Genomic DNA, 24614 nt, shown 5'->3' with positions numbered 1-24614 from the left:
ATGGATGAACTCAGCAGACGCAAGGTGTTGATGACGGGCGGAACCCTGGGCGCCGTCGGGGCCCTGAGCATGGCCTCCCCGGCCGGCGCGCGGTCCCTGTGGTCGTGGTCTCCCGCATCGTCGATCGCGGGCAAGGGCGCGGGCGTCGACCCGCAATGGCTGTGGGACGAGGAGGCCGACCCGGTCCTGGCCGCCGTACTCGACCGCGGTGAGGTGGCCAAGGTCAACGAGGCGTTACGGCAGTGGACCCGCAACGATCAAACGCTTCCCGACGGACTGCCGCGTGATCTGCGGGAGTTCATGGAGCACGCCCGCCGGCTGCCGTCCTGGGCCGACCGGGCCGAACTCGACCGCGGCGCCCAGTTCAGCAAGACCAAGGGAATCTACGTGGGGGCGCTGTACGGCCTCGGCAGCGGTCTGATGAGCACCGCCATTCCCCGGGAGGCGCGGGCCGTCTACTACTCCAAGGGCGGTGCGGACATGAAGGACCGCATCGCCAAGACGGCGCGACTCGGTTACGACATCGGGGACTTGGACGCCTACCAGCCGCAGGGCTCGATGATCGTGACCGCGGTGAAGACGCGCATGGTCCACGCGGCGGTACGGCATCTGCTGCCGCAGTCCCCGGCCTGGGTGCAGAACAGCGGCGGCCAGAAGATCCCCATCAGCCAGGCGGACATTCTGGTCACCTGGCACAGTCTGGCCACACTTGTCATGCGCAAGCTGAAAGAATGGCGTGTCCGGGTCTCCGACGGTGACGCCGACGCCTATCTGCACGTATGGCAGGTGACCGCGAACATGCTCGGCGTCCGAGAGGAGTACATCCCGGCCACCTGGCAGGCGGCCGAAGCCCAGTCCCAGCAAGTCCTCGACCCGATCCTGGCCGCCACGACGGAAGGGAAGGCGCTGACCAAGGTCCTGCTCGACATCGTGGCCGAACTCGACGCCGGCCTGACGCGTCCGCTGATCAGCGCGTTCTCCCGCTACACGCTCGGCGACCGGGTCGGCGACATGATCGGCCTGTCCAAGGAGCCCGTCCTGACGCCCCTGATCGCCGGTGCCTGGCCGCTCCTCGTGGCCTTCCGCGAAAAGCTGATCCCCCTTCCCGGCATCCCCGGGATCATGTGGACCCTGGAGGAAGCCATCCGCAAGTTCGTCCTGCTGTTCCTCGCCGAAGCCCGCCTGCCCATCTCCATCGACATCCCGGACATGAACCGCCCCTCCTGAAGGCCTGCCCGTCCCGAAGGCCTGCGACAGCCGGCGCGGCCACGACGCCCGGTTGCCGGCCAAGCCCGGGGCGGTGGCACCCCCTCCCGCCACCGCCCCGGGCACCCCCCCCGCCACGACCACCGGAGCCGAGCCGCACCCATGGACACCACGATGAGATCGCTCAGCAGCGGGACCACCACCCGCCTCCGCCGGCCAACTGCCGGACGCGCCACGCCGGGCGGGGGCGACCATCGATGAACGGTGCCGACCGCGGGCCCGGCCGACCGACCGCGCAAGACGCCGGCCTGGGCAGACGCCGTTTCCTGGGTTTCGTCCTTGCGGCGCCGACGCTGGTGACCGCCGCCGAACTCATACCGGCTGACCGGGCCACGGCGCAGGTCCCCGCAGACGGGATCCCCTCGCCCGAGGTCACCGAACTGGTGGACCTCAACGACGTCATGACGGCGGCGGCCCTGCCGACCTCCGGCCTGATCACGGTCCAGGTCAACAGCGACGGCACGGTGTCCTTCGCCCTGCCCCGGGCCGAGGTGGGCCAGGGCATCACCACATCGACGGCCATGCTGATCGCCGAAGAGATGGACGTACCCCTCGCACAAGTGCGGGTCACCCTGGCCGACGCGCGACCGGAGCTCGTCTTCAACCAGCTCACCGGCGCGTCCAACACCACCATCTCGACCTACACGCCGGTCCGGGTGGCCGCCGCCATCGCACGCGGCCGGCTGCTGCAGGCCGCGGCGGTCGAACTCGGTGCCCCTGTCGGCGACCTCACCCTCGCAGCGGGAGTCGTCACCGGCCCCGCGGGCCGGAACATCGCCATCGGCGCACTCGCCGAGAAAGCCGCGGGCGTACGGACACAGCAGGTCACCGCCGAGCTCAAGCCCACCGAGCAGTTCAGCGTCATCGGCACACCCCAGCGCCGTATCGACGCCCTGGACGCGGTCACCGGGCGCAAGAAGTTCGCGATGGACCTGCGCGTCCCGGACGCCGCCCCGACCATGGTGTGCCGCCCCCCGACCATCAACGGCAAGGTCGGGTCAGTGGCCAACACCGGTGAGGTCCGCGCCATGCCGGGCGTCACCGACGTCGCGGTGATCTCGACCGGCGTGGCGGTGCGCGCCCGGACCTTCGGACAGTGCATCGACGCCGTGCGCGCGCTGAAGGTGACGTGGAAGGCGGGAACGGCGGAGGGCAAGTCCGACACCACCGTGCTCAAAAAGCTGAAAGCCGCCGAAGTGCCGCTCGGACTCCCGCCGTTGACGCCGTACGTGGAGGGCAGCTTCACCTTCCACTTCCGCAGCAACAGCGCGCTGGAGACCAACTGCGCCATCGCCGACGTACGTTCCGACCGCGCCGAGGTCTGGTCGAGCCTGAAATCGCCGATCGTGGCCAAGGAGACGATCGCCGCCAGACTCGGGCTGCCGCTCCATGCCGTCACGGTGCACGTCACGGAGGGCGGCGGCTCCTTCGGGCGCAAGCTCTTCTTCGACGCCGCCCTGGAAGCGGTCGAGATCTCCCGGAAGATCGGCAAGCCGGTCAAACTCATGTGGCACCGCGCCGACGACTCCCGGCAGGGCCGCACCCACCCCATGGCCACCTCCCGCGTACGCATCGCCTACCTCGGCGACACCGTCCTCAGCTACCGGCAACGCCACACCAGCGTGGCCACCGACCTCAGCCACGGCTTCGGGGAGATCCTCACCGCCATGGCGGCGAAACTGCCCGTGGCCGACCTCGGATTCTCCGAGACCTTCTTCCAGCTCTCCCAGTCCATGCCCTACAACTTCGGGGTCCACAGCCGCCTCCTGAACGAGACCGACAAGAGTTTCAACACGGGCAGCATGCGCAACGTCTACTCACCCGACGCCACCTGCGCCCGCGAACTCCTCGTCGACGAACTGGCCGCGAAGATGGACAAGGACCCCTACCGCTTCCGGCGCGACTTCCTCAAGGACAAGCGAGCCAAGGCAGTACTGGAGAAGGTCGCCGAAGCCGGGCAGTGGGGCCGGTCGATGCCGGACGGCATGGCGCAGGGCATCGCGTTCCACTCCGAGTACCACGCCACCAGCGCCGTCCTGGTGGAGATCGACTGCCGGCCCGAGACCGTCAACCGCCCCATCCGCAACGGTGTCACCGGACCACGTGTCACCAAGGTCGTACTCGCCGTGGACGCCGGACTCACGGTCAACCCCCGCGGCCTCGAGGCGCAGATGATGGGCTGTGCCATGGACGGCATCGCCCTGGCCCTGACCTCCAGCCTGCACCTGCGGGACGGCTACTTCCTGGAGGCCAGCTGGGACAACTACTTCTACACACGGCAGTGGAACACGCCACCCGAGTTGAAGATCATCATCATGCCGGACACCAGCGAAAAGCCGGGCGGCGCAGGCGAGTTGGGCGTCTCGGCGGCCATGGCCGCAGTCGCCTGCGCCTACGGCCGTGCCATCGGCACCATGCCCACCACCTTCCCCATCAACCACGCCACCCTCTCCTTCGAGCCCAAGCCGACGACCCCGCCCATCCCTGCTTCACCGACCGACGGCCTGGACCACGCCTTCTGACGTGCCCCCTTCCCCCGCCCCCCGCCCCTGATGTAAGGAGCTCTTGTGCCCCAGCACACCTTCCGCCTCAACGGCGAGCAGGTCACCGTCGACATCGCCGACGACGAACGGCTGTTGTGGGTGCTGCGCGATGTCCTTGGTGTCACCGGCCCCAAGTACGGCTGCGGCATCAACGTCTGCAAGGCGTGCACCAGTCACCTCAACGGCAAGGCGGTCAATCCCTGCGTGATCCCGGTGGGCAACCTGCGGCCCACCGATGAGGTCACCACGATCGAAGGCCTTCCGGCCACGGTGGGCAAGGACCTGCACCCCATGCAGGAAGCATGGCTCGACCACGACGTGGCCCAATGCGGCTACTGCCAGCCGGGCCAGATCATGGCCGCCGTCGCACTGGTCCGCCGAGCCGCGGAGGAAGGCCGCGAGATCAGCGAGGCCGACCTCGACGGCATCCGCAACATCTGCCGCTGCGGCACCTATGCACGGATCCGCGAGGCCATCAGGTCGGGCGCCGCGCAGATGTGAGGGCAGCCGGGAAGCTGGGTCGCCGGGCCGCAGGGCCGCCGGGTCTCGGGAAAGTAGCTGGTGGTCGCCGTCTGATGACCGTGTGCAGGCGGCGCCGTTTCGGTCCGGCTCGGTCACCGAAAGGGGCGTAAATTTGTGCGTGGGGGCGAGTGTGGTGTTGCTCTGAGGAGGGACCATGACACTGGATCCCGTACGGCAGGAGGAATTCGCCGGCCTCGTGGTCGACGTACTCAACAAAGGCGTGCTGGCCCTCCTCGTCAGCGCCGGCCATCAGACCGGTTTGTTCGACACGATGAGTACGCTGCCGCCGTCGACGAGCGATGACATCGCCAAGGCCGCGCAACTGGACGAGCGGTACGTCCGCGAATGGCTGGGCGGCATGGTCGTCGGCGGGTTCGTCGAGTACGACCCGGAGGGGGCGCTGTATGTGCTGCCGCCGGAACACGCCGCATCCCTGACCGACGCCGCGGGCCCCGACAACCTCGCCGGCATGACGCCCTACATCGCGCTGATGGGTGAGGTGGAACAGCAGGTCATCGAGGCCTTCCGCCACGGCGGGGGAGTCCCGTACTCGGCGTACCCCCGTTTCCAGGCGCTGCAGGCGCTGGAGACGGGCCGGGTGTACGACGCGGCCCTCGTCGAGAGAATCATCCCGCTGGTGCCCGGCCTCACCGAGCGGCTGCGCGACGGCATCGATGCCCTAGATGTGGGCACCGGGCAGGGGCACGCGCCGCTGGTCTTGGCCCAGGCGTTCCCGCGCAGCCTCCTGCACGGCCTCGACCAGTCCGAGGAAGGCATCGAGGCGGCCCGCGAGGAGAGCGCGCGCCGCTCCCTGGACAACGTCCACTTCACGGTCGGCGACTCGACGCAGATCACGGGCCGCTACGACCTGGTGACCGCCTTCGACGTCATCCACGACCTGGCCCGGCCGCAGGAGACCCTGAACGCCGTCGCCGCGTCCCTGCGTGAGGGAGGCACCTTCCTGATGGGTGACATCGCCGCCTCCAGCAAGCTGGAGGAGAACCTCGACCACCCCTTCGCGCCCGCCCTCTTCGGCTTCTCAGTCTTCTACTGCATGACCACATCGCTGGGCGCCGGGGGAGCGGGCCTGGGCACGATGTGGGGCGAGCAGACCGCCCGCCGCATGCTCGGTGAGGCCGGCTTCACCGACGTACAGACACGGTCGGTGGAGGGAGACCCGGTGAACCTCTACTACGTGGCGACGGTGAGGTCGTCCTCGTGAGGCGGGGGTAGTTGCGATGATCCGCACGGCCATCAGTAAATGCCGGTGCATGGCCCCGCTTTGCCGGGTAACGTGGCGATCTTCGGTCGGCTGACGCCGTCCGGAGTCCTCGAAGGCCGAGTACATGTTGCATCTCGACGACCGTCCCGTTTCCCGACGCCTTCGCGCCGCCCTGGAAAACCTCTCGGTGACCTTCCGCGGCATGACCGCGCGTCCGGATGAGCACAACTGCGAATGCCACTGGGGCAGTCCGGAGGAGCTCGCCCTGTTGAAGACACCGGATGTCGAACTGGATCCGGACCTTCTGCGCAGGGCCTGGCAGGCCACCGACTGGACCGATCACGCGGCCGTGCTGCGCCGCATCCTGCCGCAGTTCGCCCGGGTCCTGGTAACTGGTCAAGCGGACCCCCTATCTGGCTTGGAGGAGGCGGGATTCTCCTTCGCCCGCGGACGGTGGCAGCAGTGGCCCGACGATCACGCCGGTCCGGTACGTGAGTTCCTGCATGCCTGGTGGGTCGCCAGTCTCACCGATCCGGATGCGGTCGTCCCCGCGCATGAGGTCTTCGCGATGTGTGTGGAGGCGTCCGGAACGGTTGCGCCGTGGCTGGCCGACTGGGAAGAGCAGACCGGGGAACTCAGCGATCGACGACTCGTCGAGGCGGCCGCGGAGTGGGAGTACGAGCTGCTGGGGGAGAGCCTGCCGTGGTACGTCGGTTGGTACGAGCATGACGAGGAGAAGATCCGCGCCGACCTGGTCGCCTGGCTCCTCGGCCACGCTGCGACGCGGCTGCGGGAGTCGGGCGCGTCGGAGGATCTGCGGCACCGGATACGGCTGCTCGGCCTCGCCGACGAGGCACGCTGGACGGATCCGCACTGGCCCGGCCACCGCTACTAGCGGAATTGGGCCCCTCGGGCGGGCCGGTCGCCGGCGTCAGCGGGCGACCAGTTCCCGGCTCAGGACGTGCTCGACCAGGGAGATCAGGACCTCCTTGCCGGACTCCCTCTCGCGTACGTCGCAGAGCAGGACGGGGGTGTCCGGGTTGAGGTCCAGCGCGCGGGCCACCGCCTGGGGGGTGTGGCTGCGGATCCCGTCGAAGCAGTTGACCCCGACGATGAACGGGATGCCGCGGCTCTCGAAATAGTCCACGGCGGGAAAGGAGTCCGCGAGCCGGCGTGTGTCGGCGAGGACGACCGCACCGAGGCAGCCCGTGGCCAACTCGTCCCACACGAACCAGAACCGGTCCTGGCCGGGCGTGCCGAACAGGTACAGGGCGAGGTTGTCGCGCAGGGTGATGCGGCCGAAGTCCATGGCGACCGTGGTCGTGGACTTGGTGGCCACCCCCTTGAGGCTGTCCACCGGGCGTGAGGCCTCGGTGAGGGGTTCCTCGGTGCGCAGGGGGCGGATCTCGCTGACCGACTCCACCAGGGTGGTCTTGCCGACGCCGAAGCCGCCGGCGATCAGGAGCTTGAGCGCGGTGAAGTCGGCGGGCGCCGATTGCCGCGTGCGGTCAGAGTGCGCGGAGGCCATTGATCACTTCTCGCAGGAGGTGGGCGGGAGGGTGTTCTGCCCCTGAGGCGGAGGCGGAGGCGGAGGCGGTGGACTGGGGCGGCGTGATGTGGAGCAAGCCCTGTGCCGTGAGGTCGCCGAGCAGGACCCGTACGACACCAAGGGGCAGCCCCGAGTCCGATGCGAGGTCCGCGACGGGGCTCGGGCCTTGGGCACACAGGGCCAACAGCGCGCGCTGTTCGGGCGGGAGCGGGCCGCGTGGGGTGCCTTCGGTGGGCCGGACGATCGCCATCAGGTCTACGCGTTCGGCGCCGTTGTCCGTGCGGGCGCGCCCGGCGGTCATGGCGTAGAGGCGGACCAGGGGGCCGGCCTCGGCGTCGTAGCGGTCGGTCCAGGCCTCGGCGGAGCGCTCGCCCGGGCCGCCCGGGCGATGGTTGGAAGGCGGGCCCGTCACGAGGTTTCGCCGTCGGGTGCCGGGGTGTCGTCCGACCGTGCGGGCACGGTGAGGTGTTCGCGCACCCGGTCGACCAGCAGGGCCATCTCGTAGGCGACCAGGCCGATGTCGGCGTGTCCGTCGGTGAACACGGCGATGCAGGAGCCGTCTCCGGCGGCGACCACGAAGAGGAAGCCGCCCTGCAGCTCGACCATGGTCTGGACGACGCCGCCCGCGTCGAAGTGCCGGCCCGCCCCCTTGGCCAGGGAGTGGAAGCCGGAGGCGATGGCGGCGAAGCGCTCGGACTCGTCGCGGCCCATCGCCTGCGAGGCGCCGACGCACAGGCCGTCGGTGGAGAGCATCACCGCGTGCCGCACTTCCGCGACGCGGTCGACGAGGTCGTCCAAGAGCCAGTCGATGCCGCCCGTGGCGTGGTCGTCGCTGTGCTGGCCCACGGTGGTGACGGAGTAGGTCGGCGTCATCGGTCTTGGGACCCTTCGTCGTTCGCTGTGTGGTGGGGGGACTCGGGGCCGGGAGGGGTGCCGCGGGTGGCTGAGGCGCGGCGCCGGCCGGAGCGCAGTGACGCCATCGTGGCGCGGGCGGCTTCCGGGGAGCGCAGGCGCGGGCCAGGGGCGGCTTCTTGGTCGGCTTCCTGGTCCTGGCGCAGTTCGGGCGCGAGGCTGGCCTGGCGTACCCGGCGTGGCAGTTGGTCCTCGTCGGCCGGGGCTTGAGTGGGGCGCGCGGTGGGGGTGGGCGGGGTTTCGGGCTGCTGGGGTGCGGCGTGCCGGGCGCGGGCGGGAAGTTGGTCGCGTTCGCGCTGGGCGGGGATGTGCGGCAGGGACGGAGCGGGGCCGGACTCCTGCGGCAGCGGCCGCAGGCCCGGGTGCGGGGCCTCCAGGAGCTGCTGGGGGAGGAAGATGAGGGCGGTGATGCCACCGTAGACCGAGCGGCGCAGCGTCACCTCGATGTGCTGGCGTTGGGCGAGGCGGTTGACCACGAACAGGCCCAGCTGGCGCGAGTCGAGCAGGTCGACGTCGGCGGCCTGGATCTTCTCGTTGGCCGCGGCGAGTGCCTCGTCGCCCATGCCGAGGCCGCGGTCCTCGATCTCCAGGACGCAGCCCGCGCCGACCTCTTGGGCGCGCACCACCACGGGGGTGTGCGGCGGCGAGTACACGGCGGCGTTCTCGGTGAGTTCGGCGACGAGGTGGACGAGGTCGGCGACCGCCGTGCCGGCCAGTCGCAGGTCGGGGATGTCGTCCAGGTGGATCCGCTCGATGTCCTCGGTCTCCGCGATGCCCGCGCGTACGGCGTCGATCAACGGGACCGGGGTGCGCCAGGCGCGGCCGGGCGCGGAGCCGGAGAGGATCAGCAGGGACTCGGCGTGGCGGCGCATCCGCGTGGTCAGGTGGTCCAGGCGGAAGAGATCCTCCAGATCCGTGGGGTTCTCGGTGCGGCGCTCCATGGTGTCCAGGAGCTCCAGCTGCCGGTGCAGCAGCAGTTGGCTGCGGCGGGCGAGGCTGACGTACACGCCGGAGATGCCCGTCAGTACGGCGGCGCGGCCCGCGACGGCACGCAGGGCGGCGCGCTGCACCGTGGTGAGGGCCGCACCGACCTGGCCGACCTCGTCCCGGACCGGGTCGCGGGAGAGCGGTGCTTCCTTCTCCAGGTCGAGGGCCTCGCCGTCGTGGATGCGGCGGATGGCGGCCGGGAGCCGGTGGGCGGCGAGTTCCAGCGCGGAGTTGCGCAGTCCGGTCAGATCCGCGACCAGGCCGCGTCCGATGCGCACGGAGAGCAGGAGCGCGAGGATCACACCGAGCAGGCCGAGGAGCACGGCGAGGCCGGAACTGCCCAGGTTTGACAGGGAGTACGGCTTGGCGTCGATGCCCGTGTCGATCGCGCCCTGTTCGGCGGTGGCGAGCCCGGCCATGGTGGGGCCGAAGGCCGCGTGCCAGTCCGCCGCGGTCACCGCGGTGGCGGCGCCGGAAGGGCCGGCAGCAGAGATGTCGTCCTGGGCGTCGGCCAGCTCGGAGGCGGCGGAGGAGTCGAGCACCTTGCGGTAGGCGGTGGCGTCCTCGGATCGCAGATCGGGCACCGCCGCGTCGACGAACCCGCGCTGCTGCGCGACGTCGCCGACGAACGTACGGTATTGGGTGGCCGACATGCTCCCGCTCGCCCGCGCGGCGCCGAGCATAGCGTCCTGGCGGCTCAACGCCTCGCGGGCGCGGGCCAGTTCGAGGACCGTGCGGGTAGTGGAGGCGCGGTCGGGCTGGTCGGCGCCCGCGAGTTTGGAGCGGACGGCGAAGGCCCGGTCGACGGCCGTGCCGTAATCGGAGAGCACGGCGGAGGCGCCGCGGCTGCTCTCGCGCCGCTCACCGAGTGAGCCCGCGCTCGTGAGCAGAGAGCGCACTCGGCCGGGCAGCGCGGTGTCGAGGGCCGCGAGGCCGGTGCTGCTGGTGCGGACGCCCGCGCGCAGCGCCCTGACGGTCTTGTCCGTACGGGCCTGCGCCGCGTCGAACTCGTCGCGGGCGGCGTTGCCGGGCGTGGCCTGGTACTTCAGGGCGGCGGACCGCTCGTCCTGCACCGCGGAGGTGAAGTGGGCGACGGGCCGCACCAGGGTCGCGTTGATCTGGCGCAGCTGTTCGGTGGCCGAGACCTGGGATGCGGTGGTGACGGCCGCGTGTCCCCACAGCGCCATCAGCGAGAGGATCGGCACGGTCAGCAGGGTGACGACCTTGGCGCGGATCGATTAGGGGCGCCAGCGTTCGGGCACCAGAGGGCGTGCGGGCATGACGAAGGGGCTCCTTGGCGGTGCAGGAGTGTGGGGGCGCGCGCAGTGCGTCGGGCCCGGGGAACGCGCGGCGCCGACGTGTGTGACGTGATGGCGTGCCGCGGTGGGGGGGGAAGAGGGCGGGCGCGGGCCGGGGCGGCCCGGCTGCGGTCAGGCGACGGGGAGTTCGACCTCGTGCAGCGGGCGGGCCGCGGCCTCGCTCTCGGCGCGCTCACGCGCCGTGGGGGACAGCGCGACGAACGCGCACGTCAAGAAGAGGAAGGAGCCGAGCACCACGGCGAGCGGCAGGATGAAGGCGGTGGCGCTCGCGCCTTGGAGCGGTGCGGTGCCGGCGTGTACGTCCACGGTGACGGCGGCCATGCCGGTGTAATGCATGCTGCTCACCGCCAGGCCCATCACGAGCGAGGCGACAGCCGCGACGGCGGGCCCCCGCACGGACAGTGCGGCCCACAGCGCGGCGGAGGCGGCGGCGATCGCGATGAGTACGGAGGCCGCGACGAGCGCGGGATCGTACGAGAGAGAGCCGTTGAGCTGAGCGGCCGCCATGCCGATGTAGTGCATGGCGGCGACGCCAAGTCCGGTGCCGATGCCGCCCAGTGCGATCGAACGCGGCCGGGACTTTCCGTAGCCGGCGGTGAAGACGCCCGCACCTACGACGGCGATGGCGACGACCAGGCTGAGCAGCGTCAGCGGGATGTCGTAGCGGATCGCCGTGCCTTGGACGGTGTAGCCGAGCATCGCGATGAAGTGCATGGTCCAGATGCCGGCACCGATGGCGACAGAGGCACTGATCAGCCAGTTCCGCTTGGACCGCCCCCCGGCTGCCAGAGCGCGCACGGTGCAGCGCAGACCCAGCGCGGCGCCGACGACGGCCATGGCATACGACAGGACCGGAGTGGCCCAGCCTCCTGCCATGTGGTGCATGTGACCCACGGGATTCCTCTCACTTTGCTGTGTCGGCCCCCCGGCGATCCGGGACGCTAGCACGCAGTGGATCTCCGACCCGGAGGAACGAAATCCGCTTGATGTGAGGGATACCGATCAGTAAAGCCCGAGTTCACGGGCCACATGCCCATGGAACCGTCACCAGTCGCACACACAGGTGCGACTCTTGTCACGCCACGTATCGAACCGCTCGCGACACCGGGGGCGAGGCACCTGGTTCCGGACATGCGGGACATGGCGGTGCAGGATCCGCGCCGATTGAGGGTGGGTTAGTCAACCGAGCGGAAGGGAAAAAGGTGGGGCACACGAGCAGGTGGCCGTCACCAGCCACATATCCGGCCCTCGCCGGCCGCCCAACAACTTATGGAGCCGTCATGACCACCTTCGTGATCACTGTCCCCGGCACCTTCCTCACCGACATCGATGAGGCGGCGCGCTCGGCGCTGGAGCGAGGCCTGGCTTCTCGCCACACGGAGGTGAGTGAAGAGGAGGGCCTGGATCTGCTCACCCTGGACGAGGGCGGCCGTTTCTCGATCCGTCTCGAAGTGAAGGCCGCGGACCGCTACGAGGCGGAACTTGAGGCGTCGAAGCTGGTCACGACGGCTTTGGAGAAGGCGGGCATCAACGTGGCGGATGCTCCGCTCGGCCCGCCGGCTGTCACCGGCATCGACAGCGACCTCTGACTCAGCACGTGTCGACGTCGTAGGCTCCCTGTTTGAAAACAGGTAGTGCCGCGGTAGCTCTGGGGCCGTCGCAGCGCTGGTGAGCGCCTCGAACAGCGGGCCCGCGGCAGACGAGGTGGAACTGGGCCGGGTGCTGCCGGTGGCGGGAACGTGCCCGTACAGCGGGAGCCACCCCGAACTGACCCGCGGCCGGAAGCTGACCAACCAGGACGGGTACTTCGGTTCGGACACCTATTCGGCCATGCGCCGTATCCAGAGTGCGTGCGGAATCACGGTGGACGGGATCGTGGGCCCGAAGACCTGGAAGTGCCTGCACCCGGACCAGTCCCCGAACCCGAAGTACAAGGAAGGCGTCTGGCCCGTCGACTAGAGCGTGGAACATAAGTGGCTGGTGGTGGGTCTATGGCCTGTGCTTCGATGCCGAAGTGAACAAGGAGAGCTTCGAAACCGCCGAGGAGAAGTCAGGCCGCAGGATCCGGCGGAGGACCGACGGGGACATCGAGACGTGCGTGGAGGTCCTCGAAAGAGTCCATCACGCTGACGGCTATCCGGTGAACTGGCCCGAGCGGCCCGGCGATTGGCTGTCGAACGCTTCCCTGCTGGGGGCTTGGGTCGCCGACCTCGACGGCCGTCTGGTCGGTCATGTCAGCTTGTCCCGCAGCGGCGAAGGCGATCTGGCCCCCGGATTGTGGAGCGAGCGCAAGGGGACGCGAACGGATCTGACCGCGGTGGTCAGCCGGCTGTTCGTGTCCCCGCAGGCGCGGGGACACGGGATCGGCGCACTGCTGCTCGGCCAAGCCGAGGAGGCCGCGCGACAAGGCGGACTCCATCCGGTGCTCGACGTCGTGGCTTCCGACATCGCCGCAGCAGCCTTGTACGAGCGGCTGGGCTGGCAACGCCTGGCCACGATGGAACAGCGCTGGAGCCAGCACCAGACCGTGACGGTCCACTGTTACGCGGCATCGTAGAGCTCAGACGCCGCCCTCGGGCACCCACGTCCAGACGTCGCCGCCGAGTCCGTCCGGATCGCCGTCGCTGTCCGGCCAACCGAGTGCGCCGCCGGCGTGCAGGGCGGGTCGGTGGCCGAAGGCGGTGCCGCCGCTGTCGAGCGCGGCGGCGATCTGTTCGAGGTAGTCGAGGAGAGTGCCGAACTCGAACTCCACCTGCCCCTCATCGGCCCATGAACCTACTTGCCCATTCCGCGGATCGACGAAGAAGCCGGACATGGAGGAATCAAGGGTGTCGGCGGCGAAGGGGACGAGCCGGTGGTACTCGTCTTCGACGCCCTGATGCACCGGATGTTGCATCATCACCTCGTCGAGGGGGAGCCAGGCGAAGCCGGTGTGAATGCCGGGGCCGGGCAGGAAGAGAGCGGCAGCCCACTGCGCCTCCCAGGCACGGGAAGCATCGTCGGCCGGCGCGGGCAGAGGCCCCTTGCTGTGCGGGTGGAGCCCGAACTGGTCCTGGTCGTAACCCCGACTGCCGTCGTGCAACAGATAGAGCGCCCTGAGAGCCGGGGGAAGGGGGAAGCCCATCGTGGCCTCCCACTTCGCGATCCGGTCCGGAGCGGCGGGCGGATTGAGCATGGCGCGCGAGGCGGGCGCGTGGCACCCCATCCACATCTCGATCTGCTTCCAGGCCCGCTGCACACGCATGAAATCGTCATCGCTGCTCGTCATGCCGGTGAGCGTATCGACGGCCCTGTCCCGCCCCACGCAGGCCGTAACAGCTAGCCTGCCTTGGGATCTTGCACGCCAGTCGCCGTACAGGTGTGGCAACCGACAATGAGGAGCTGAGCCATGACGACCACCGCGCGTGCCACCCTGCAGCACGAGGACGAGCAGGTACGGGTCACCCGCTGGGATTTCGAGCCCCGGGAGAGCACGGGCCGTCACGTGCACGAACATGACTACGTCGTGGTGCCCGTCACCGACGGACGCACCGACGTGATCACCCCCGATGGCACGGTCAGCTCCTCGCAACTGCGGGCAGGCGTGTCCTACGCCCGGCCGGCCGGTGGTGAACATGAGGTCGTCAACGCCGGCGATGCGCCTTTGGCCTTCGTCGAGATCGAACTGCTGAAGTAGCTGTCCGACTACGGTGTAGGGCTTCGCCGTGAATTCGGCCGCTCAGGCATCCGTGCTACGCCGTAAGGCGGTTGAAGCCGGTCAGTCGGGGCGAGTGAGTGAACTTGATCGGATCGCCGTCCGGCGTGGAGACCGCGGTGACGATGTCCGGCTCGGGGTCGCCGAAAATCTCGAAGTACTCCACCGTGCAGTGCTCCATGACGCTACGGATGTAGGGATCGGAGATCTTCCAATGGGTGCGGATGGCCTCCGTGTCCGCGTACAGCTGGAAACTGTGCGCGAGCATGCGTTCCTCGTCGATGAAGACGTCGACCATGAGCTGGGGGCCGTGTTCGCCGGTGAAGGCGATGGCTTGCGCGATGGCCTTCTTGAACGCGGTGAGGTGGCCCTCAGTAATGCGCATGGTGTTGCGGAACAGGATGGTGTGGGACTCGGTGTTCGCCATATGCCGAGCGTCGTGCCTCAACCACGCTTGAGGTCAATGGGGGCTGGGGCGCCTGCAGCTGCCGCCGGCCGCTCGCGCAGCAACAGCCCCGCGGTCACGGCGACCGCGGCCGCGGTCAGCCCGTGGACGCCGTACGCCGTCGCCGCCGAACCCCCTTCGGTCAGCACCATGACCATGTCGCTGACCGGGACGACGGCCATGGCTGCCATCGCCAGGCCAAGCGCCTTGCGCTGCCCGGCCAGCAGCAGCGCGAGTATCACCAGTCCGAAGCCGATGTCTCTCATGCCCTTGACCGCGAGGAACCCCTCGCCTTGGCCCTGTGGCCAGGTCGGCAGCCCGAACCCTTCGGCCGATGCCTGCGGGTCGAAGAGGAAGAGGGCCCCGATGTAGAGGAGGAACAGTCCGCCGAGGAGGGCGAGGACGGTGGCGAGGCGCTTCATGGTCATGACGAATCTCCTGAAGATGTCGTACGGCGGGTAGATCGGAATGGGAGCGACGGCGGCTGTTGCGGTGCCTCGCGAGGCGCCGCAACAGCGTGACCGGCCGCAGGGAGCGCGCTGTGGGGGCCCTTGCCCCAGGCTTCTCGTCTTGCTGGGTGCTGCCGACGAGGTGGTACGCAGCAGGGGACTGCCACCGCCCCGGCGTTCGACCTTGCGGTGGCGCTCGACGTGCTGGGCCGGTCAGGGGCAGATGACGTAGCGGCCGCGGAGGCCGCCCTCGGCGGTTGCCCGGTGGGCGTCGGCGGCCTGGTCCAGGGGGACGACCGCGTGCACGCGGGTTGGCAGTTCGCCTGCGGCGGCACGGGTGAGGAGGCCGGCGATGCGGCCGTGGTCGGAGGTCGTAAGCAGGGAGGTGACGGTGATGTCGCGCTCGGTGTCAGGGCCGAGGCCGGGCCGAAGGCCGACGTAGGCGCCGCCGTCGCGGACCAGCCTGAGGGCCTGGTCGTTGAGTTCCGCTGCGTCGACGACCGCGTCCCATCCCGGCTCGGAGTGCTTGGTGAAGTCGGCGCCGAGGCCGCGCACGAACTCCTCGTCGCCGGGGCGCGCGAGCCCAGTGACCTGCCAGCCACGGTCCCGGGCGAGGACGGTGACGTTCGCTCCGACCGCCCCCGCGGCGCCGGTCACCAGCAGTCGCGCGGCCCCGGCGGGTGCGTCGCCGAGCAAGTCGACGATCTGCGCGGCGGCCAGCCCGTTGAGGGGGACCGTGGTCGCGGCCAGCAGGTCGAGATCGTCGGGGACCCGGGCGACCTCGGCTGCTGCGACCACGATCTGCTCGGCATAGGTGCCGTAGTCGCGGTCGAAGCCGGCCACCAGGCCGGCCACCCGCGTGCCGGGGGCCAGATCGACGCCCGGCCCGGCGGCGTCCACGACACCGGCGAACTCCCAGCCCAGCCCGGTGTGTTCGGGCTGATTCACCAGTCCGATGGTGTGGAAGAAGCCCGCTGCGACGCCGAGGTCGGTGGGGTTGACCGTCGCCGCGGCGATGGCGACGCGGACCTGGCCGGGGCCGGGCTCGACGACGGGTACGTCGATGATTTCGATGGAGTCGGGGCCGTTCGGGACGCGGACGACGGCGGTACGGAAAGTGGCAGCACTCATGGCCTTGTTCCTTTGCGGTGGGGTGATTGCTTCCGGGTTCCATGCTGGTTTCGTTAACCTCTGTGCGGAAGCAGGCACTTGAGAGTGCGTAACCCCCCTCGGGTGGCGAAGGAGCGATCGATGTCGACGCGGACGGCGGCTCAGCGGCGGGCCGAGGAGAAGGCGAGCTACAACGCGTTCATAAAGGGCTGTCCCAGCCACCAACTGCTCGAGCGGATCTCCGACAAGTGGGTCGCGTTGATCCTCGCTGCGCTCGGCAGCGACGGACCGCACCGCCCCGGGGTCGACCACGGAGACGACCCCCGGTCGATGCGCTACTCCGAACTGTCCCGCCGACTCGCGGGCGCCAGCCAGAAGATGCTCACCCAGACCCTGCGCTCCCTGGAAGTGGACGGCATGGTCACCCGGACCGTCACGCCCACCGTGCCCGTCACCGTCACGTACGAGATCACCGACCTCGGTCTCTCCCTGAACCGCGTCATGATCGGCCTCAAGGACTGGGCCGAGACCAACATGACCGAAGTACTCGCCCACCGCGAGGAACACCACCGAGCCGCAGACCAACGCGGACAAAGCGAGCTCGGTGAGTGAACCTCCGCGCGTGAGGCTCAGAGCCGGCAGGTACGTGGAGTGGCCCGGGGGAGGAAGAACATCAGGGCCCACACGATCAGCAGGCCGCCGATCACGTACGGAAGTGTGGCGGTGAAGGCATCGACGACCTCATTGCCGCGGGCGGTCGCGCTCTGATCGTGGGCGAAGAAGACCACCCCGGTGAGGACGACTCCCAGGGCGATGCCCAGGTGCATGGCTGTGTTGAACAGGCCCGAGGCCGACCCGGCGTGTGCGTCGTCGACGCGGCCGATGGTGAGGTCGGTGAGTGGGGCGCCGATCATGCCGAGGCCGAGGCCCAGCGCCAGGACCGGCACGGCCATCGCGGTCATCGAGAGGCCGGTGCCGTATGTGGTGGCCAGCAGGTGGAAGGCGGCCAGGGCCAGTGCCGCGAGCAGCGCACCGGCTTGGGGTGCGCGGCGTCGGTGGCGGGCGACGGCGGCCGTGGCGAGCCAGGCGCCCGCGATCTCGGTGAGGGTGAGGAGGAGGAAGCCGAGCGCCGCACGTGACGGGCTCAGGCCCAGGCCCTGCTGCATGAAGAGCGTCCAGCACATGAAGAACAGGCCCGACAGCAGCCCCAGGACCAGCTGGGCGGCCATGCCTCCGGAGAAGGGGCGGCCGGAGAACAGGGCCAGCACTATCAGAGGCAAGCCGCCCTTACGGGTGGCGGCCCGCTGTTGGAGGATCAGGCCCGCCAGTACGGCCGCGCCCGCGGACATGGCCGTGAACGTCCACCACGGCCAGCCGAGAGCACCGCCCGCGCTCAGGGGGTAGGCGATGAGTAGCAGCCCGAGCGCGCAGAGGACCATCCCCGTCGGGTCCGGGCGCAGAGCCTGGCGGTCGCGGGATTCGCTGAGGTACCGGTTGCCGAGCACGACGGTGGCAACGCCGAGCGGAACGTTGATCAGAAAGATGGACCGCCAAGACAGGCCGAACAGGTCGGCCTGCACGAGCAGACCGCCCAGAACCGGGCCGGCGACGCTGCCGACGGACATGACGGTCCCGTACAGGCCGAACGCCTTGGCGCGGGCGCTGCCGGAGAAGGTGACATGCAGGGTGGCCAGGACCTGCGGGATCATGACTGCCGCGCCGGCGCCCTGCAGCGCGCGGGCGGCGATCAGGGTGGCCGGACCGGTGGCCAGGGTGCACAGCAGGGAGGCAGCGGTGAAGGCGCCGGTGCCGTAGAGGAAGGTGCGCTTGCGGCCGTAGAGGTCACCGAGGCGGCCCCCGGTGATCAGCCCGATGCCGAGGGTGAGGGCGTAGGCGGCGTGGGTCCACTGGAGGCCGGTCGCCGTGGCGCCGGTGTCCTGCTGGATGGTGGGCAGGGCGGTGTCGACGACTGACGCGTCCAGGACGGCCATCAGCTCACCCAGGAGCACCACGGCCAGCATGATCTGACTGCCGGGGCGCGAAGGTCCGTCAGAGGCTGTATCTGGGCGGGACGGGGCGTTGCGGGTGTCACGAGACACGGTGCAGGGGTTCCTGTTCTGAGAAGTAGGAGAAACGGGCAGGCCAAGGCCCGCGTACGCCTACTGCGCACAGGGAAATGCCACGGAGCCCAGGCCATCGGGAAACACCGTCTTCACAGCGGACAGCACAAACCGCCTGATCGCTCAGGCGGGGGTCCGCGGGCAGAGCCCGGGAGAGACGGCTACTTGGCCTGGGATATAAGTCATCACCTCGAAGGACACGCACACGTCATGCGGGGCGGCAAAGGAACCGGACCAGCATAAACGTCCGCCCGCTCCGGCGAAAAGTGTTTTTTTTCCAGGCACCCCACGGCGCTCTTCGCCCTGTTTGTCCCTCGCCTGTCGCCTCAGGGGCTGAATCTTGCTGTTACCCCCGGGGGATCAGCGGTTACAAGGACAACCCGCACCGATGTCTGTGCGGGCGGGCGGACCCTGTGCCCAGACCCCGCACGGGGGCCGCTCGGTGCACGGCACAAAGCAGTGGCACCCGGGCGGAGGTCCGATCGCTGATCACCTTCTAGGTGGCCGGGTCCGCGCTCTTGAGGGAGTCGAGCCAGCGGAGAAGCTGAGCTCCCTGGCGGGTCATGATGTCCGGGTCGCGCAGGGCGTTGGTCAGCAGTGACATCCCCTGGTAGGCCGAGATGAGGGTGAGGGCGAGGTCCTCGGGGTGGGGCAGGCCCAGGGCGCGGAACTGCTGCTCGGCCCACTGCAGGAGGCGCCGGATCGTCGTGCCGGCCTCGGTGTCGAGGATTCCGTCGGCGCGTTTGTCGAGTTCGACGGCCAGGGTGCCGGTGGGGCAGCCGTAGCGGGCGGCCATGTCGCGCTGGTCGATCCAGGCCTCGATCAGGGCCTTGAGGCGGTCGTGCGGATCGGGCAACTGGTCCAGGCGGCCGGTGAGTTCGTCCAGGTGGGCGCCGTGCTCGGAGAGTGCGGCCAAGACCAGTTCGTCCTTGGTCTTGAAGTAGTAGTAGACGTTGCCCACGGGTACGTCCGCTGCGCGCGCGATGTCGGCGAGCGTGGTGCGCTCGACTCCCTGTTCGTGCAGGACGCGGGCCGCCTCGGTGGCCAGCCGTCGGCGCTTGTCCGCCCCGCGCGTCTTGGGCTTCGCTGAGTTAGTCACCCAACTGACTATAGACAACCCCTGGTGGCGCCGTGCTAGCTTCCTCCTAAGTAAGTCAGCTAACTAACTTCTTGGGGGAACGAAATGATCGTGGTGACCGGAGCGACGGGCAACATCGGACGGACCCTGGTGCCCCTCCTGGCCGAGGTGGGCAAGGATGTCGTGGCCGTCTCGCGACGCCCTCGACCCGATGCGCTCCCGGCCGGGACCGGGCACGCCGTGGCCGATATCGGCGACAGCGCGAGCATGCAGCCGGTCCTGGAGGGCGCCGACGCCTTATTCGTCCTGCTGGGCGGCGAGCTCAACGCTCACGGCGAAAGCCCGGACGCTCTGGTCAACGTGGCGCTGGAGGCAGGCGTCAAGCGGATCGTCCTGCTCTCCTCCCAGCTCAACTCCACCCGCCCCACAGCCCCGTCGCATGCTCGCCTGCGCGCTTTCGAGGCCGCCGTACGCGCGTCCGGAGCCGACTTCACGATCCTGCGCCCGGGCGGCTTCGCCTCCAACGCCTACGCGTGGACCGAGCCGATCCGCACTAAACGCACGGTTTACGCCCCGTTCGGCGATGTCGCCCTGCCCGTCATCGACCCGGCCGACATCGCCGCGGTCGCCGCGGCCGCCCTGCACGAAGACGGGCACGAGGGTCGCACGTACGAACTGACCGGGCCCGAGGTCATCAGCCCGCGCGGGCAGGCCACGGCCATCTCCCGGGCCCTGGGCGAGGACGTCACCTTCGTGGAGCTGTCCCGCGAGGAAGCCCACGCGCAGATGGCGCAGTTCATGCCCGCAGAGGTCATCGACGGCACCTTGGATGCCCTCGGCGTGCCCCTGCCGACCGAGCAGCTGATCAGCCCCGATGTGGAGAACGTGCTGGGCCGCCCGGCACGGCCTTTCGGGGAATGGGCCACGGCCAACTTGGCGGCCTTCCGATAGAACCCACCGGCCCCGGTCGTCGCCGACCGGGGCCGCCTCACACGCGGGACAACGAGCTCACGGACGCACCGCTGGGGTCATCAGCTGCACTCTCCGCGCCAGCGCCAGGACGTGATGGTCTTGCCGTCGCCCGGGAAGTTGCCGCGTCCCTCCTCCCAGCCGCGGTGCAGGCACATGCCACCGCCCTCGGCGAACGAGACCTGCACGTGGTCGTAACCGGGCTCCTCGGAGCCGTTGTTGAAGTACGACCTGCGCAGGCCGCATCCGGTCGCACCGGAGTTCCCGGCCGACCGGCACACGGTGCCGGTGCCGTTCGGGCCCGAGTAGAAGCACACGTACGTTTCCGGGCAGTTGGCCCAGGCGGAGCAGTTCTGGCTGGTCACGCTGGACCACTCGCGACCGACCCCGGTGTACTGGGTGCCGTTCAGGACCACCGGCACGCGGTCGCCCTCGTCGGTCGGGCCGCTGCCCGAGGAGCGGTAGCGCTGTTCGTAGTGGAGGTGGGACCAATTGCCGCTGTTCGAGCCGGTGGCGCCGATGCGGCCGATCTGAGTGGCTGCCTCGACCTGGTCGCCGACCCGTACGTAGGCGGTGGCGGCGTCCTTGAGGTGGTAGTACGCGGAGAACCAGCCGCCGCCGTGGTCGACTTGGATGATGTTCCCGGCCCCGGTGTCCTTCCCGGTGTACGACACGGTGCCTGCTGCCCCGGCCAGCACTGGCTTGGCGTCCGAGCCGGTGTTGCCCTTGACCACGATGTCCAGAGCCGGGTTGTGACCGGAGTCGTAGGTGTTGAGCTGCCATGCGGTGCCACACGACAGCGGCATCTGGAAGTCGGGTCTCGCGGCGCGCTCCGAGGTGCCAGCCGCTGTCGTACCGCTCGCGCCGGGTGAGACTGCGGGCGCGCTCGCCCCGGCGCTCAGCACCAGTGTCAGCGCACCTGCGGCGCCGACCAGCAGCCATAGGAGGTGGCGCGCGCCGAGCCGACTGTTCCGCAGGGGCTGGGGTGGTGAACTGTGCTGCGTGTGCCGTGTCATCGGTCCTGCTCCTGTCGCCCGGTGGGATGTGACGGCAGCACCGAGTCTGTGCACCGAATCGCTGGGCCGGTACCTGGAAGAAGATAGGGTCGCCGCCGATGACGGTGGATCAGCAGGCCGGCACCCACTCGTGGGAGCTGACGGGAAGGCTGTCGCGGGGGAAGCTGCCCTTGGCGCCGGCCTGGAGGCAGGCGGCCCGGTCCTTGCGGCCGATCTGGTGGTAGAGCTGGACGTCGTCGAGCGGGTCGCCGGCGTAACCATTGTTGAAGTAGGACTGCGGGGAGGTGTCCTTGACCCAGTCGCAGGTGACGATCCCGCCGAACCAGTCGTCGTCGTAGTCGTAGTAGGCGCACATGTCGCCTTCGCCGTCGGCCTGGGAGAAGAAGCAGACGTCGCCGACGTCGCAGCGCGCGTACCCCTGGGGAGCGGACTCGCGCAGGGACAGTGCCACGGATGTGGCCAGACCGGCGACGGCGGCCAGCGTCAGGGCAGCGACCAGGGCGCGGCGCGGGCCGCGTCTCGGCTTGAGTCTCGGCAGGCGTGGGGAGCGGGCGGCGCCGGCTGCGGTCTCCACGCGGCGCAGCAGGGCTTGCGCGGTGTGCGGGGCGCGCGCGGCGTGGTCCGGTGCCAGGCAGTCGGTGACGATCGGGCGCCAGGCGTCCGGGAGCTGAGGGGAGAGGCGCAGTTCTTCCTGCCCGCTCGCGTAGGCCAGCATCGCGTTGCGGCGCGCGGCCGCGGTCGCGCCGGGGAAGGGTGGACTGCCGGTCAGGACGAGGTGGGCGAGTACGCCGAAGGCCCAGATGTCGGCGGTCAGGCGTGTGCGGTGGCCGCGCTCGTCGACCTCGGCCCACAGGAGCTCGGGCGGCATGCAGTCGAGCGTGGCGAACGCGGGGGAGTAGGCGTGGGTCCCCTCCAGCTCGGCGGCCAGGCTGAAGTCGGCAAGGCGGATCGAGCCGTCGGCCATCAACAACACGTTGGCCGGTTTGAGGTCGCCGTGCACGAAGCCCGCATGATGCAGGTGAGCGATCCCCTCGCTGATCTGGGAGAGCAAGGCGGGGCCGCCCGGGACGGCGATGGCGCGCCCGTCCTTAATGCCCGGGCGCCGGCTGCGTGAGCGCTTCAGGAGCTGGTCCAGGGAGCCCTCGGCGCGCTCAAGCACCAGGGCGGTGGCACCGTCGAGTTGAGGCTGAGACGGATCGTCCACGGTCAGGGCCTCGTACATCCGGATGAGCCGTGGACGTCGCAGCCGACGCAGCAAGTCGGTCTCGCGCTCAGCGAGTTCCTGCAGATGGCGCAGCTGGCGTGGGGTGTTGGTGCCGGTGGGCAGGAACTTCATGGCCACTTCCTCCGGCCACTCCTCGGCGTGAGCGCCGCGTGTGCCGCCTTCGGCCGCGGCAGCCTGCCGGGTCGTTGACGACGGCCGTGCCGAGGCGGCCCGCCGAGCGCTGTACACACTGGCGAAGGAACCGGAAGCGATGAGCTCTCCGACCTCCCAGCACCCGACGCGGTACCCCTTGGGCACCGGCACGGGGTGGGACGGTGTCTGGGTGCTCATCGGGTGGCCCCTTGCTTCAGCAGCGCCAGGTCGTCCTCGCGTACGAGGTCGAAGCGCAGGGCCAGCGAGATGAGGCGCTCCTTTCGCCCGTTGAGGCGCGGGCCACCGCCCTCCGGCGCGTCCGAGCCGGGCTTCAGGCGCAGCTTGACCGACAGATAGTCGACGTTCCACAGCACCGCGGTGCGCGACACCGACGGCCAGACGGGCCGCAGGAGTTCGACCGTCTCGTCGGCGGTGGGCAGCGGTGCGTGCGGACCGCCCCGCAGCCGCGGGGCGCACAAGGCGACCAGGACCTGGAAGTACCGCTTGTCCCGGTCGAGGGGAAACGCGCACGCGGTGGGGGCGCCGTCCTGGGTGCCCGTTCTCTCGAGGTAGTCATGACGCGGAGCCCAGACGTCGAAGCTGAGCAGGTCGCTGCCGGAGGGCAGGACCACCCGCGAGAACTCGAAGGGGATGGGGGCGCCCAGCCGGCCGGGCGCGACCTTGACGTGCTCGCCCGCACCCTCCGGGTTCTCCACCACGTAGGTCTGGCCGCGGCTCAGATTGGAGAGGGTCCAATGGGCGTCCACGGCCGTGATCTCCCCGGCGGTCCGCGACACGCCTTCGTGCGCGAGGGTGAGGTGCGGGCCGGGGCGGACGGGCGTGCGGCCGAACGGCAGCGACTCACCGCCCGCGAGTCGGATCTGCTGGTCGGCGCGGGTCGTGTTCATCGGTACGACGATGATGCTGTGCATGCCTGCGTCCCCTCCCCCGAATGCGAACTCAGGTCAACATAACGGGAGTTGAGGGACCGACCTAGACGTTGCCCGGCCGTCGGCGCGGTGTGTCGGCCACCGCCGGGCGGCGGGGCTAGGCGAGCGCCTCGCGGAGGGTGTCGTGGCAGTCGATGATGGTCTCGACGCCGACGATGCCCAGGGTGCGCTTCACGGCGCTGCCGGGTGCGGCCAGGCGCAGCCATCCTCCGGCCGCGGTGTAGGTGTGGTGCGCGCCGAGGAAAATGTTGATGCCGCTGGAGTCCATGAAGGTGACCCGGCGCAGATCGAGGACGACACGGGGGAGGGGCGCGTCGACCTCGTCGAGGGCCTGCTGCAGTATCACGCCACTGTGGTGGTCGATCTCCCCGGACAGGGACAGTACGCGGACGCCGTCGGTGGCGGTGGCCACGACCGACAGCCCGCCCGGTGGTCGCGGGTCTTCCGTGCCGGGCGTCTCGATCTCAGTCATGCTGGCGATACTGGCACATGATCGCCGCCCCTGGAGCACTGGTCGGATCAGGTCTGGCCTGGGGGAAAACCAGTCTCTGAACCGAGGTGTCAGATGTATGGCGCGGGGTAGGCGCCGGAAAGGTCTATGCATGGGGGAGTGAAGCGGCGTAATGGGATCAGGTCCCGAAGATGGAGACGACGGTTCGCACTCGACCAAGCGCGCACTGGAGACCATGGTGGCTCTGGAGGGGGACGGGTCGTGCATTGCCCAGGCCCGTGACCTCGCCGCCCAGTTCTTGACCGCGGCGCGGTGCGAGCACGGGGTGCCGGTGGCGGAGCGCGGCATGGAGATCGCGCGGCTGGTGGTCAGCGAGCTGGTCACCAACGCGCTCAAGTACGCCCCGGGTCCGGTGCTGGTGCGTCTGCGCATCACCGGAGGATCGGTGTCGGTCACGGTGTGGGATTCCGAACCGGTCCTTCCCGTGGTCCGCGGCGTCGATGCCGGACGCATCGGTCAACACGGCCTGGAAATCGTGCAGGCCGTCGCCCAAGACCTCACGGTACGAAGCGAGACGGTCGGCAAACGCATCAGCGCGCGCATCGCCCTGACCGACGAACCGGTCGGTGCTGCTGTCAGTGCGGGCGCATGAGGT

General features: G+C 69.7%; 27 protein-coding genes. 12 read left to right on the top strand and 15 right to left on the bottom strand.

Annotation, left to right across the window (positions count from 1 at the left end; all coding sequences use genetic code 11):
• From AB0I66_RS36410 to AB0I66_RS36390, 5 genes are all read left to right on the top strand, one after another.
• Window positions 1-1227, top strand: a complete 1227-nt coding sequence (locus AB0I66_RS36410) for an oxygenase MpaB family protein (protein ID WP_363212325.1) — start codon at window positions 1-3, stop codon at window positions 1225-1227.
• Window positions 1228-1463: 236 nt separating this feature from the next.
• Window positions 1464-3788, top strand: coding sequence for a molybdopterin cofactor-binding domain-containing protein (locus tag AB0I66_RS36405; protein WP_363212324.1), 2325 nt, complete (start codon window positions 1464-1466; stop codon window positions 3786-3788).
• A gap of 45 nt (window positions 3789-3833) precedes the next feature.
• A complete protein-coding gene (locus AB0I66_RS36400; RefSeq protein WP_363212323.1) occupies window positions 3834-4310 on the top strand; it encodes a (2Fe-2S)-binding protein in 477 nt (158 codons plus the stop codon).
• A 175-nt stretch (window positions 4311-4485) separates the two neighbouring features.
• Window positions 4486-5553 (top strand): class I SAM-dependent methyltransferase, encoded by a 1068-nt coding sequence (locus AB0I66_RS36395; protein ID WP_363212322.1) that lies wholly within the window; start codon window positions 4486-4488, stop codon window positions 5551-5553.
• Window positions 5554-5755: 202 nt separating this feature from the next.
• On the top strand, window positions 5756-6448 hold the full coding sequence (locus AB0I66_RS36390) for a hypothetical protein (protein ID WP_363212321.1): 693 nt from the start codon (window positions 5756-5758) through the stop codon (window positions 6446-6448).
• Between the two features lie 36 nt (window positions 6449-6484).
• Here the strand turns inward: AB0I66_RS36390 and AB0I66_RS36385 are convergent, their stop codons facing one another.
• From AB0I66_RS36385 to AB0I66_RS36365, 5 genes are all read right to left on the bottom strand, one after another.
• A complete protein-coding gene (locus AB0I66_RS36385; RefSeq protein WP_363212320.1) occupies window positions 6485-7081 on the bottom strand; it encodes an ATP/GTP-binding protein in 597 nt (198 codons plus the stop codon).
• Complete coding sequence (locus AB0I66_RS36380; protein ID WP_363212319.1) at window positions 7062-7514, bottom strand: DUF742 domain-containing protein; 453 nt, start codon at window positions 7512-7514, stop codon at window positions 7062-7064. Before AB0I66_RS36380 ends, AB0I66_RS36385 begins: the two co-directional genes overlap by 20 nt.
• Window positions 7511-7975, bottom strand: coding sequence for a roadblock/LC7 domain-containing protein (locus AB0I66_RS36375; protein ID WP_363212318.1), 465 nt, complete (start codon window positions 7973-7975; stop codon window positions 7511-7513). The genes AB0I66_RS36380 and AB0I66_RS36375 overlap by 4 nt, the downstream gene beginning before the upstream one ends.
• Window positions 7972-10206, bottom strand: coding sequence for a nitrate- and nitrite sensing domain-containing protein (locus AB0I66_RS36370; RefSeq protein WP_363212317.1), 2235 nt, complete (start codon window positions 10204-10206; stop codon window positions 7972-7974). Before AB0I66_RS36370 ends, AB0I66_RS36375 begins: the two co-directional genes overlap by 4 nt.
• 225 nt (window positions 10207-10431) lie before the next feature.
• Window positions 10432-11214 (bottom strand): MHYT domain-containing protein, encoded by a 783-nt coding sequence (locus AB0I66_RS36365; protein WP_363212316.1) that lies wholly within the window; start codon window positions 11212-11214, stop codon window positions 10432-10434.
• Window positions 11215-11600: 386 nt separating this feature from the next.
• Between AB0I66_RS36365 and AB0I66_RS36360 the strand changes: the two genes are divergently transcribed.
• The 3 genes from AB0I66_RS36360 (at window position 11601) to AB0I66_RS36350 (ending at window position 12877) form a co-directional block, all read left to right on the top strand.
• On the top strand, window positions 11601-11909 hold the full coding sequence (locus AB0I66_RS36360; protein ID WP_363212315.1) for a hypothetical protein: 309 nt from the start codon (window positions 11601-11603) through the stop codon (window positions 11907-11909).
• 79 nt (window positions 11910-11988) lie between these two features.
• On the top strand, window positions 11989-12279 hold the full coding sequence (locus AB0I66_RS36355; protein WP_363212314.1) for a peptidoglycan-binding domain-containing protein: 291 nt from the start codon (window positions 11989-11991) through the stop codon (window positions 12277-12279).
• A 139-nt stretch (window positions 12280-12418) separates the two neighbouring features.
• Complete coding sequence (locus AB0I66_RS36350) at window positions 12419-12877, top strand: GNAT family N-acetyltransferase (protein ID WP_363212381.1); 459 nt, start codon at window positions 12419-12421, stop codon at window positions 12875-12877.
• A 3-nt stretch (window positions 12878-12880) separates the two neighbouring features.
• Here AB0I66_RS36350 and AB0I66_RS36345 read toward each other — a convergent pair whose 3' ends face one another.
• On the bottom strand, window positions 12881-13588 hold the full coding sequence (locus AB0I66_RS36345; RefSeq protein WP_363212313.1) for an SMI1/KNR4 family protein: 708 nt from the start codon (window positions 13586-13588) through the stop codon (window positions 12881-12883).
• Window positions 13589-13708: 120 nt separating this feature from the next.
• On the opposite strand from AB0I66_RS36345, the gene AB0I66_RS36340 reads away from it, so the two are divergent.
• On the top strand, window positions 13709-13996 hold the full coding sequence (locus AB0I66_RS36340) for a cupin domain-containing protein (protein WP_363212312.1): 288 nt from the start codon (window positions 13709-13711) through the stop codon (window positions 13994-13996).
• Between the two features lie 55 nt (window positions 13997-14051).
• Here AB0I66_RS36340 and AB0I66_RS36335 read toward each other — a convergent pair whose 3' ends face one another.
• The 3 genes from AB0I66_RS36335 to AB0I66_RS36325 form a co-directional block, all read right to left on the bottom strand.
• Window positions 14052-14441, bottom strand: coding sequence for a hypothetical protein (locus AB0I66_RS36335; RefSeq protein ID WP_363212311.1), 390 nt, complete (start codon window positions 14439-14441; stop codon window positions 14052-14054).
• Between the two features lie 17 nt (window positions 14442-14458).
• Complete coding sequence (locus AB0I66_RS36330) at window positions 14459-14887, bottom strand: DUF4267 domain-containing protein (protein WP_363212310.1); 429 nt, start codon at window positions 14885-14887, stop codon at window positions 14459-14461.
• Window positions 14888-15121: 234 nt separating this feature from the next.
• On the bottom strand, window positions 15122-16039 hold the full coding sequence (locus AB0I66_RS36325) for an NADP-dependent oxidoreductase (protein WP_363212309.1): 918 nt from the start codon (window positions 16037-16039) through the stop codon (window positions 15122-15124).
• A gap of 120 nt (window positions 16040-16159) precedes the next feature.
• On the opposite strand from AB0I66_RS36325, the gene AB0I66_RS36320 reads away from it, so the two are divergent.
• Entirely contained in the window at window positions 16160-16630 is a 471-nt protein-coding gene (locus AB0I66_RS36320; RefSeq protein ID WP_363212308.1) for a helix-turn-helix domain-containing protein, read from the top strand.
• 17 nt (window positions 16631-16647) lie between these two features.
• Here the strand turns inward: AB0I66_RS36320 and AB0I66_RS36315 are convergent, their stop codons facing one another.
• Both AB0I66_RS36315 and AB0I66_RS36310 read right to left on the bottom strand, forming a co-directional pair.
• A complete protein-coding gene (locus AB0I66_RS36315) occupies window positions 16648-18039 on the bottom strand; it encodes an MFS transporter (RefSeq protein ID WP_363212307.1) in 1392 nt (463 codons plus the stop codon).
• 595 nt (window positions 18040-18634) lie between these two features.
• The gene (locus AB0I66_RS36310) at window positions 18635-19237 is read right to left on the bottom strand and encodes a TetR/AcrR family transcriptional regulator (protein WP_363212306.1); all 603 of its coding nucleotides are present in this window, start codon (window positions 19235-19237) and stop codon (window positions 18635-18637) included.
• An 84-nt stretch (window positions 19238-19321) separates the two neighbouring features.
• On the opposite strand from AB0I66_RS36310, the gene AB0I66_RS36305 reads away from it, so the two are divergent.
• Window positions 19322-20167, top strand: coding sequence for an NAD(P)H-binding protein (locus AB0I66_RS36305; protein WP_363212305.1), 846 nt, complete (start codon window positions 19322-19324; stop codon window positions 20165-20167).
• 80 nt (window positions 20168-20247) lie between these two features.
• On the opposite strand, the gene AB0I66_RS36300 is transcribed toward AB0I66_RS36305, so the two are convergent.
• From AB0I66_RS36300 to AB0I66_RS36285, 4 genes are all read right to left on the bottom strand, one after another.
• The gene (locus tag AB0I66_RS36300) at window positions 20248-21201 is read right to left on the bottom strand and encodes a peptidoglycan DD-metalloendopeptidase family protein (RefSeq protein ID WP_363212304.1); all 954 of its coding nucleotides are present in this window, start codon (window positions 21199-21201) and stop codon (window positions 20248-20250) included.
• Between the two features lie 109 nt (window positions 21202-21310).
• Complete coding sequence (locus AB0I66_RS36295) at window positions 21311-22756, bottom strand: protein kinase (protein ID WP_363212303.1); 1446 nt, start codon at window positions 22754-22756, stop codon at window positions 21311-21313.
• The gene (locus AB0I66_RS36290; protein ID WP_363212302.1) at window positions 22753-23490 is read right to left on the bottom strand and encodes an FHA domain-containing protein; all 738 of its coding nucleotides are present in this window, start codon (window positions 23488-23490) and stop codon (window positions 22753-22755) included. Before AB0I66_RS36290 ends, AB0I66_RS36295 begins: the two co-directional genes overlap by 4 nt.
• A gap of 115 nt (window positions 23491-23605) precedes the next feature.
• Entirely contained in the window at window positions 23606-23980 is a 375-nt protein-coding gene (locus AB0I66_RS36285) for an STAS domain-containing protein (protein ID WP_363212301.1), read from the bottom strand.
• A gap of 214 nt (window positions 23981-24194) precedes the next feature.
• Here AB0I66_RS36285 and AB0I66_RS36280 point away from each other — a divergent pair, with 214 nt between their 5' ends.
• Entirely contained in the window at window positions 24195-24611 is a 417-nt protein-coding gene (locus AB0I66_RS36280; RefSeq protein WP_363212300.1) for an ATP-binding protein, read from the top strand.
• Window positions 24612-24614 lie beyond the last annotated feature (3 nt).

Source organism: Streptomyces sp. NPDC050439, from assembly GCF_040655335.1.
Lineage (GTDB): Bacteria > Actinomycetota > Actinomycetes > Streptomycetales > Streptomycetaceae > Streptomyces.
The sequence above is the reverse complement of the archived record's forward strand: the minus strand, read 5'-3'. Positions and strand labels throughout refer to the sequence as shown.